The organism is Bradyrhizobium sp. AS23.2, assembly GCF_001908185.1.
Lineage (GTDB): Bacteria > Pseudomonadota > Alphaproteobacteria > Rhizobiales > Xanthobacteraceae > Bradyrhizobium.
The window spans coordinates 1-8,945 of the sequence record NZ_LGHM01000123.1; the positions used below are offsets into that span (position 1 = coordinate 1).

The 8,945-nt window shown below is 60.3% G+C and carries 12 protein-coding genes and 1 pseudogene; 6 read left to right on the top strand and 7 right to left on the bottom strand.

The genetic code is table 11. From position 1 onward, the window contains the following. Positions 1-531 precede the first annotated feature (531 nt). Both AC630_RS25425 and AC630_RS25430 read left to right on the top strand, forming a co-directional pair. Positions 532-1,656 carry a DUF2336 domain-containing protein gene (locus AC630_RS25425; protein WP_074121163.1) on the top strand — a complete coding sequence of 375 codons (1,125 nt, stop codon included), beginning with the start codon at positions 532-534 and terminating at the stop codon, positions 1,654-1,656. A 60-nt stretch (positions 1,657-1,716) separates the two neighbouring features. Continuing rightward, positions 1,717-1,968, top strand: a complete 252-nt coding sequence (locus tag AC630_RS25430; protein WP_074121164.1) for a hypothetical protein — start codon at positions 1,717-1,719, stop codon at positions 1,966-1,968. 191 nt (positions 1,969-2,159) lie between these two features. On the opposite strand, the gene AC630_RS25435 is transcribed toward AC630_RS25430, so the two are convergent. Then, entirely contained in the window at positions 2,160-2,402 is a 243-nt protein-coding gene (locus AC630_RS25435) for a hypothetical protein (protein ID WP_074121165.1), read from the bottom strand. Positions 2,403-2,552: 150 nt separating this feature from the next. On the opposite strand from AC630_RS25435, the gene AC630_RS25440 reads away from it, so the two are divergent. Further along, positions 2,553-2,936, top strand: coding sequence for a response regulator (locus AC630_RS25440; protein ID WP_349539237.1), 384 nt, complete (start codon positions 2,553-2,555; stop codon positions 2,934-2,936). Positions 2,937-2,952: 16 nt separating this feature from the next. Here AC630_RS25440 and AC630_RS25445 read toward each other — a convergent pair whose 3' ends face one another. The 3 genes from AC630_RS25445 to AC630_RS25455 form a co-directional block, all read right to left on the bottom strand. Further along, the gene (locus AC630_RS25445; RefSeq protein WP_074121167.1) at positions 2,953-3,324 is read right to left on the bottom strand and encodes a response regulator; all 372 of its coding nucleotides are present in this window, start codon (positions 3,322-3,324) and stop codon (positions 2,953-2,955) included. Positions 3,325-3,648: 324 nt separating this feature from the next. Beyond that, complete coding sequence (locus tag AC630_RS25450) at positions 3,649-4,200, bottom strand: class I SAM-dependent methyltransferase (protein WP_349539239.1); 552 nt, start codon at positions 4,198-4,200, stop codon at positions 3,649-3,651. A 144-nt stretch (positions 4,201-4,344) separates the two neighbouring features. Next, positions 4,345-4,842 carry a GNAT family N-acetyltransferase gene (locus AC630_RS25455; protein ID WP_074121169.1) on the bottom strand — a complete coding sequence of 166 codons (498 nt, stop codon included), beginning with the start codon at positions 4,840-4,842 and terminating at the stop codon, positions 4,345-4,347. A gap of 187 nt (positions 4,843-5,029) precedes the next feature. Here AC630_RS25455 and AC630_RS25460 point away from each other — a divergent pair, with 187 nt between their 5' ends. Both AC630_RS25460 and AC630_RS25465 read left to right on the top strand, forming a co-directional pair. After that, positions 5,030-5,296, top strand: coding sequence for a hypothetical protein (locus AC630_RS25460; RefSeq protein ID WP_074121170.1), 267 nt, complete (start codon positions 5,030-5,032; stop codon positions 5,294-5,296). A gap of 162 nt (positions 5,297-5,458) precedes the next feature. Next, on the top strand, positions 5,459-6,211 hold the full coding sequence (locus AC630_RS25465; protein WP_083636388.1) for an outer membrane protein: 753 nt from the start codon (positions 5,459-5,461) through the stop codon (positions 6,209-6,211). Positions 6,212-6,300: 89 nt separating this feature from the next. Here the strand turns inward: AC630_RS25465 and AC630_RS25470 are convergent, their stop codons facing one another. Together AC630_RS25470 and AC630_RS25475 are read right to left on the bottom strand one after the other, a co-directional pair. Further along, positions 6,301-6,984: a helix-turn-helix domain-containing protein gene (locus AC630_RS25470; protein ID WP_074121172.1), complete on the bottom strand. Its 684-nt coding sequence runs from the start codon at positions 6,982-6,984 to the stop codon at positions 6,301-6,303. Between the two features lie 389 nt (positions 6,985-7,373). After that, the gene (locus AC630_RS25475; RefSeq protein ID WP_074121173.1) at positions 7,374-7,811 is read right to left on the bottom strand and encodes an acetyltransferase; all 438 of its coding nucleotides are present in this window, start codon (positions 7,809-7,811) and stop codon (positions 7,374-7,376) included. A gap of 77 nt (positions 7,812-7,888) precedes the next feature. Between AC630_RS25475 and AC630_RS25480 the strand changes: the two are divergent. Continuing rightward, positions 7,889-8,023: pseudogene (locus tag AC630_RS25480) on the top strand (IS5/IS1182 family transposase); the annotation flags it as partial. Positions 8,024-8,093: 70 nt separating this feature from the next. On the opposite strand, the gene AC630_RS44230 reads toward AC630_RS25480, so the two are convergent. Then, positions 8,094-8,534, bottom strand: coding sequence for a hypothetical protein (locus AC630_RS44230; protein ID WP_074121174.1), 441 nt, complete (start codon positions 8,532-8,534; stop codon positions 8,094-8,096). Positions 8,535-8,945: the final 411 nt, after the last annotated feature.

The following is an 8,945-nucleotide window of genomic DNA, read 5'->3' on the forward strand; positions in this document are numbered from 1 at the left end:
GCTCCCGCCGCGCCGAGCCCGCCGCTCGCAAGCCAGCAGGTCGCACCATTGCCGCCGCCGATCGAGGTGCGGCCAGCCCCGGGCCCACCGCCCGTAAAGCCCAGACCGAAGCCGCCGCTGGTCCTGACGCCGTCAAATCCGTAGGGCCAGGACTACCGCATCGAAAATGACTAGGCGGTAGCCTCGTTGCGGCCATCCTTCGAGACGCCCGCCGTTGGCGGGCTCCTCAGGATGGGGTCTTGTTTCGTGGCGGAATCTTAGACCCTCATGGTGAGGAGCGCCGTCTTACGGCGCGTCTCGAACCATAAGGCCGAGCAGGTTCGCAGTCGTCGCCACCCTGCGCCGCGCAGGCCTTGCGTGCCGGTAAACACATCCGCTCGCATTTTAATGAGTTTTTGTCGGCAAAACTGATTTGCCGATTTTACTGAATTCTCGCGTTTGATCTCTAGCGTCGTTCTCAGAGAAATTCGGCGTCCTGCCAGCACAAGCGGGACGGCTCGCCAAGAACTGGGAAGAACTGGGGTTATCGAGATGAACGGCGCGAAATCGCTTCTGCAGGATCTGGACGACGCGATCGCACGTGGCACCGACGAAAGCCGGGCCCGGGCGTTGTGGCATGCGACCGACATTCTGATTACGGGCCGCTACAGCGACGACGAGATCAGCATGTTCGGCGAGGTCATCGGCCGGCTTGCCGACGAGATCGAGGTCGCCGCGCGTGCGCAGCTTTCGGAATTGATGTCGGCCTGCGATCACGCCCCGTTCAACGTCATCGAAAAACTCGCCCTCGACGACGAGATCGAGGTCGCCGGCCACGTGCTGCGCGACTCCAATCGTATCGACGAGAAGATGCTGGTCCAGAGCGCCCTGACCAAGGGCCAGTCGCACCTGCTCGCGATCGCCCAGCGCAAGTCGATCGGCGAAGCGGTGACCGACGTGCTGGTCAAGCGCGGCAACCACGAGGTCGTGACCTCCGTCGTGAAGAACGAGGGCGCGCGCTTCTCCGGCTCGGGCCTCTTGCACATGGTCCGCCGCGCCGAGGGCGACTCGATCCTCGCCGAGCAGCTCGGCCTGCGCAAGGACGTGCCGCGGCACATCTTCCAGCAGCTCATCTCGAAAGCCTCGGAGGACGTCCGCCGCCGCCTCGAGAGTGAGCGCCCCGAGATGATGGCGCAGATCCAGAGCTCGGTGACCGAGGTCACCGGCGACCTGCAATCCAAGTTCGGTCCATCCTCGCGCAGCTACTTCGTCGCCAAGCGCGTGGTGACGACCCAGTATCGGCAGGGCAATCTCAACCAGGATTCGATCTCGAACTATGCGCGCCAGCACCGCTTCGACGAGGTCCAGATCGGCCTGTCGCTGCTGTCGGCGCTGCCGGTCGACGTGATCGAGCGCGCGGTGATGGACCGCAATCGCGAGATGCTGCTGGTTCTGTGCAAGGCGCTCGACTTCTCCTGGGACACGACAATGTCGCTCCTGTTCCTCGGCGCCAAGGATCATCTGATCACGGCGCGCGACCTGCAGGACAACGAGCGCGATTTCGGCCGGCTCAAGATCGAGACGTCGCGCAGCATTCTGAAGTTCTACCAGTCGCGCAAGAGCAGCGCGGGTGCCGATACCGCCACGGGCCGTCAGCCCGAGCTCCAAGTACACTGAGCAAGTACACTGAGCAGGTTCACTGAGCATCATCCCGGAATTCGAAGGGGAGTATTTGCAATGTTGCCTCAATTCGGCACCGCGGTACGCAAGAATCCGAACAAGACTCTCAACAAGAGCCTGAACGCCGATGCCGGCGGATCGGCTCCGGACAAGGCCTCGGTCGATGCCGCCTGGCTCGTGCTGGAGGCCGCCAACGATCTCGGCGACCATGCCGCGATCGAAGCCTGCCGCCGCGTCATCGACGCCGAGCTGAACGGCACGGTCGCCGGCAGCTCGGATCTCGATCTGGTGCTGGGGTATTTCAGGTAGACGTCCGTAGCCCGGATAGAGCCAACGGGTCGGCGCGAAGCGCCGCCCGATAACAGGCTCCGCGCAATCCGGGACCGCCTCAAGGCGAAGATCCGGTTGCCGCTGTAGCGGCACTATGCGCCCAACACAAAAAGGCCTCGCCGAAGCGAGGCCTCCTTGTTCGATCGTGCTGTTCGATCGTGCCGCCAGCACTAATCGTCCCAATGATGTCGACGGATCACAACGCCGCGGTCGTAGTCGCGATCATGGTAGTACCAGCCATGATGCCAGCCGCGGTCATGCCCGTAAATGCGTGCACGCGGGCCATCATAGCGGTCGCCGTAGTAGTCCCGGTCGCCGCCAATATAGACGCCGAAGCCGGCCGCATTGGCGATGGTGGGGGCACCGATTGCAAGCGTCGTTGCCGCCACGAGAGCGTAAGTCAGCTTCTTCATCTGTTCCTCCTCCTTCTGCTTCGTCGCGAGTCAACGGCTGCCGCCACAGCCTGTTGCAGGAACCGGAGAGAAACTTTCTTGAATGGCTGTTCAGGTTTCACTCCACCAAGCCGCGCCGAACGTCAGAAAGTCAAAATCGGATGTTGTACTTTGCACGAGCTGGAACATATGTCGGAACCACCCTCGATCCTGATCGTGGAGGATGAATATCCGCTCCAGGGCGTGCTCGAGGACGCGCTGGCGGAAGCCGGGTTTTCATCCGACATCCTCTCTTCCGGCGAGGAGGCGATCACTACTTTTGTCGCGAGAGGGAAGAATCACAGGGCGCTCGTGACCGACGTCTACCTCGGCGGCAGGCTGAACGGTTGGGATGTGGCCCGGCGCATCAGAGAAAAAGATCCGAACCTTCCGGTCGTGTATATGACGGGGGACGAGGGCGCGGAATTTTGGAAGTCGCAAGGCGTGCCCAACAGCGTGCTTCTCGAAAAGCCGTTTCAGCCCGAGCGGCTCGTCGCTGCTCTCATGAAGCTGTGAACCTTACGCCCCCGCATCACGCGATGGTTTCATCGGTGCCGCTCAGCAGCGACCTGACCGTGCGGTCCAGCTCCTTGATCTGGAATGGCTTGCGCAGCCCGGGCCTGTCCATGAATGCCTCCGCCATGCCGTCGATGCCGTAGCCGCTGGCAAACAGGAAGGGGATATTCCGCGCCGCAATGATTTCCGCCACCGGCGCGATATTTGCTCCATTGAGATTGACGTCGAGGATGGCGACGTCGAACTCGCAGCTCCGTGCGAGCGACATCGCCTTGTCGATTGTTCCTGCCTCAGCCGCAACGCGATGACGGAGTTCTTCGATCATGTCAGAGAGCATCATCCGGATCAGTGCTTCGTCTTTCACAAGGAAGAATGCTTTCATCATCATGTCTCGATCCCTTGCTGTTGATCAATGGCGAGACTGATTCTTGACTGACCACCGAACGGCACGAGCGCTGCCACATCAGTGCTGCAGTCCGCCGGAAACGAATCCACTCGCTGCGCTCAACTTAGGTCCTTTTGTTCCCCGTAGTTCCCTATCAGATGCTGGAATCCTGCTTGAACGCGGCCGGGCCGGTCCAGTCCGGGCGTTCGCGCCGTCGTCGACGGTCAATGTCGCGCTCGCCAGGAGGGATGGGTAGAGCTCTTGCGAAATTCATCGACGCCTCGAAGCGTGCTGGGGCATGATGGATTTCGCGAGGCCCCTACCATGCTACGAGCTGACGCCAGGTAGTGAAGCCGTGTTGCGTAAACGCCCGATCCAGACGGTGTGTCGGCCGCATTCGGGGTCCTCGACCTCATGCTCGACAACATCGAAGCCGTTGCTGTCGAGCAATTGGCGATATTCAGTCCCATCGAGACTTGAATGATATAGCGCCTCGCCCTGGAAAGTCCCCATGGCTTCCCCGAAGGACGGGCCGCTGGTGAACATCAGTGCTGCGCCACCGACGGCATGTCGCCGAAAAATCGGAAACATCTGACGTTGGTCCGCGGGACTCAAATGAAAGAAGCTGTTCCAGGCGAGTAAGCCGTCGAACGTTGCGTTCAGGCTCAAGGAGCGCATGTCCGAAACGAGCCAGGTGGCGTCGGGAAAATGGCCTTTGGCAATTTCGATCATTTCTGGAGCAGCATCGATCCCTGTGACCGCGCCCCCCCTTTCAAGCAGATAGCGCGCGATTGGCTCTCCGGGACCGCAACCGATGTCGAGCACATTCGGTTTGGAGGGCAGCTGCGCGACAAATCGATCAAGCCACTTGCGCTCCATCAGATGTCGCCCCCGCTGGCACAACCATGCCTTCGCGTGCCGGCGATACAATCCTACGATGTTCTCCGCGTCAGAATTCATTCAACGTCAATCCAGATAACGATTGATGATGTGGGGCTATGTCCGATCCGACCGATGCGCCCCTCACCGCCGGATACGGTAGATCACGACGTCCTCGCCGTGATGCGTCGTGTTCTTCTCGATGATGTAGTTCGACTTCTCCAGCACGCGGCGCGATGCGCCATTCCCGACAAAGACCAGACCGATCAGGGAGGGCAGCTCGAGTTGCGAGAGCCCAATGTCCGTCGGCGCAGTCGCGATCTCACTCGCAAATCCCTTACCCCAGAATTCGTGTTTGAACGTGTAGGCAATCTCGATTTCGTCGACGCCATCCACGAGGATATGCCGGATCCCCGCCCGCCCGGCGAACGCCCCGTCTTTCGTCCGCAGCACCCACAGCCCGAAGCCGTGCTGGTCCCAATGGGCCATGTTGACAGCGAGATAGGCCTTCGTCGCCTCCGCCGAGCGTACGCCGCCGAGATCGCGGGAGACTTCGGCATTGAGATGCAGCGCGACGAGGTCCGCGAGGTGATCTTCGCCCAGTTTCTCGGCGGTCAGCCTCTTCGTGCTAAAAAAATCCATGGCCAACAGGCGCTCAGTGCTGGCAAGCTGGGGGCGTCCTGCCAATTCCCGGTTGGTGTCCTCCTGTCGCTATTCTGTCCGGCGTGTCAATCGGACGCATCGAACGCCGATTTGATCTGAATCAAGCGTCCGCATGGCAGTCGCACCATAACGGAGACGGTTGGGGTTGGTGAATGTTGGGGGTGCAATGATCCCGACCTGGTACGTCACCTTTGAAGTTCAAAGGCGCGGGATCCTGCCGAGGCTGCGGAGCCCGCGTGAGACGAAGACCTTTGCCACGGAAGACGAGGCCAAGCTGTTCGCGCGCCAAAAGCTCGATGAAGGCCTCGCTGTATTTGCAGGCACGATCAACCCCCACGTTCCCAAGCGCATCATTCCATCGTCTTCCATCCAGGCATGGCTCGCCGGCGAACAAGAGGGCGGACCGCCGGCCGGAGCTCAGAACACCGACTAAGCACGTTGTCGTGCATAACGATGGCTAGTCAGTGTTGCCATTTTGATACGGGCCCGAAGCCCCCTGTCGCTTAAACTTCTGGATGTTCGCAGAACTTATGCACGCCAGCTTGCATAGGCGCATCTTTGTTGAATGAGATCTGAGCAAAGGGGACACGTAATGATGAAAAGGCTCGTTATGGCTGCGATCGGCTTCGCGGCGTTAAGCGTGGCGGCTCCGGCTATGGCGGCCGACATGGCTGTCAAGGCTCCTCCGCCGGCACCGGTGGTGGCGATCTATAACTGGAGCGGGTTCTACATCGGCGCGAACGGCGGATGGGGCCAAACCCGCAATTGCGTGGATTTCGTCACGACCTTGGGAACGATCGCGAGCGGGTGCGGTGATCGGTCCGGAGGCGTAGTTGGCGGGCAAATTGGGTATCGCTGGCAAACCAATCAGTTTGTGTTCGGATTGGAAGCCCAGGGCGATTGGGCCGACATCAAGAACACGCGCGTCAGCCTGTTCGATCCGACGCTTTCAACCACAGCGAAAACCGACGGCATTGGCCTTTTCACAGGCCAAATCGGTTGGGCGTGGAACGCAGCGCTGCTCTACGTGAAAGGCGGCGCGGCCGTGACTGGCAATAAATTGACCATATTCGACAATATAACCGGGATCGGTCTGGTCTCGGCAAGCAGTACCCGGTGGGGCGGCACCGTGGGTGTTGGCTTCGAGTATGGCTTTGCGCCCAACTGGTCGGTCGGCGTTGAATACGACCATCTGTGGATGGGGAACAATAATAATTCGTTCTCGGTGGTCGATCCCCGCCTAGCGGCTGTGCTCAATGACCGAGTCAGCCAGGACGTGGACATGGTCACCGTTCGGTTCAACTATCGCTTCGGCGGTTACGGAGCACCGATCGCGGCTCGCTATTGAGCACCAGTCTTCCCAGTAAACTTAAGGCCCCGGCATGGACCGGGGCCTTTTTCATGGGAAGCCCTAGGGAAAGTATTTCACTTCCGGCGTCAGTTCTGACGGTCGAGTGCGGCGAGTTGCTTCCTGTCCAGCAGAACGATGTGACGCTGGTTGTTGTCGATGAAGTCGAGGACGCCGAGCTCGCGCAAATGCGATAGCGACCGCGAGACGGTCTCGAGCGTCAGACCGAGATAATCCGCAATGTCGCGCCGCGGCATCGGCAGCGCGAGGATCCCCGCGGCGGTAAGCCGCCTGTCCATTTCGATGAGGAAGGCGGCGACTCGCTCCAGCGACGTCTTCCGTCCGAGCAGAAGCATGTGGTCTTCCGCATGCCGGAGGTTCGTCGTGGTCATGCAGAGCAGGCTCATGGTCAAGGTGCCGTCGCTTCCGGCGACAGCGTCAAGGCTCTCCCGCCTGATCAGACGCGCGGTCGTGTCTACCAAGGCTTCCGTCGTGAAGCGATGGACGCCGCCATTCTCCAGTCCGAAGATGTCCCCGGGGACGTGAAACGCACCGATCTGCCGGCGCCCGTCGGACAGGAGCTTGTAGCTTCGCACTGCGCCCGACTTGACCTGGTAGATATATTCGGCGGGCTCCTTCTCGCCGTAGATCTCGCTGCCACGCCTGTAGGTAAACTCGCTCAGGAAAATCCTCGAATTCGAGGCGGCAGCCATTCCGAATTCGCTGAGGGAATGTGGGCGGGGCAGAGAGGCAGAGGTCAAGTGCACCTGCATTGGACCAACTCCTCAATCCGGTGGCGATCGGGTTTGTCAGCCGCAGCGCATGTGACACGGGGACAGTGTCGCGCCGCCTCGTTTCCGCTCCTATCGAGATTGTTCGAAAGTGGAATCGATGACTATCGTCCTAAGGTTCATTGTACCAATGGGCAGCGCAGAATTTGGTGCGTCCGGCCCGCGCTGCAATGAGGAAAGTTGCAGCGCGTCATCTGGCAGTGTGATGAAGCTGTTGCCAGAATCGAGCGCGACGCCACGCGGACTACGCCCGGACGAAAGCTGCGTCAGCGGCAACTATCTTGAGCCGCCACGATGCCTTTGATCTAGGGCGTGAACCCATAAAATTCGGCGTTATGAGTTATCAAGATCGATGGTTGGCGACCGATCAATTAGTTCAGATATTCCAAGTGGATGAGCGGATAAGGCTTGCCCTGCCCGTCGAGTGGCGAACGGCCTGTGCGCCTGAATCCCATTTTTTCATAGAAGCCAACTGCTTGACCGTTCTGTTCATTAACGTCGGTTGTCATTTTTGGATGAAGCGCAAGGCCGTGGCGCACGAGCGCGGCGCCAATACCAGTTCCGCGACAAGCTGGATCGACGAACAGTGCCTCCATGTGTCCGTTGTCGATGAGCATGAAGGCCAGCGGGTAATCATTAGCATCCACGGCAAGCCAGAGCGGAGCTTGGGGCAGAAAGCCGCACACCATCTCATCGATGGCAAGGCGATCCTGCGGCGACAGAAAGTCATGCGTAGCGTCAACCGCGCCCCGCCAGATTTCGACTGCGCGCTCACCCTCGCCGGGCCGGGAAGATCTAATCGTAATCATTGCCAACGCGTATTTCGTTTCAACCAAGTTAGCAACCGGGCCTTTGTCGGAAGGGACTTACCAACCGCCCAAGGTTCTACCGCGAGCGCAATCTGATCGAGCGGGTCTTCTCGAAGCTGAAGCACTTTCGCCGCGTTGCTACTTGCTATGACAAGCTCGCCCCCAACTTCCTCGGCATGGTCCAACTCGCTTCTATTCGCCTGTGGCTACGTGTTTATGAGTCTACGGCCTGGCGCAACGTGGACGCTCGCGCGATTTACTGCGGCGATGCCCCGGCGACGATCACCAGTACCGGTAGTAGCCAAACCACGCAAACTGCCCTTGGCGCGCCGCCAGAAGCATCTGCGGCGACGCGTGTCGTTTCGGTCGCGTCGCAATGTGTTGCGCCTTGCGCGGTTGCTTGCGATTGACGGTTTCGCGCGGGCTCGATTCTGTGCGGGCCATGGCGAGCGCATCGGCGACTGCCGGAGTGTCTGCCCGGATGGCCGCAGGTTGCGTGATCGGGAGCTCGGGCGTCGCCGCGAAGATTGTCGGCTGGTTCGTATCGAGTTCCACGCGCTCGGGCCATTTGCGATCCGAGTGAATGCGTATGGCTTGCCGATCCTCGGCCGTCTTCTCGGCAGGCGGTGCCTCAAGGGGTGCCTTGGGCAGAAAAAAGTCCGCAACAAACAGGAGCGCGAGCAACGCCGCGCCGACCTTCCACAAATACGCCAACAGCGGCATTTCAGTCGCTCCGTGCCCCCCACTATGTTTGGGCCCAGTGTGCGACGACCTATCGCTATTCTTGGATGCGCCGCACGAGGCGGCTTGACTCAGATCAAGGGTTCGAAGGGATCTATATCTTCGTCCCCGGCAGTCTCTAGATGATGCCATTGTGCCGTTGTTTTGCCCGACGGGTCAACCGGCGCGAAGCATGTAGCCTGGATGGAGCCAACGGGTCGGCGCGAAGCGCCGCCCGATGACAGGCTCCGCGCAATCCGGGATCACTGCATTTGGCGCACGTTCCAGGATTTCGCTTCGCTGCATCCGGGCTTCTGTAACGGGCCTGAGTTAGTCAATCCCTTTTTGCGTCATCCACTCGCCGGGAACCTGCTTCTGTACGGGATCGGCGCGGTGGCCGTCGCCTGATGGGGT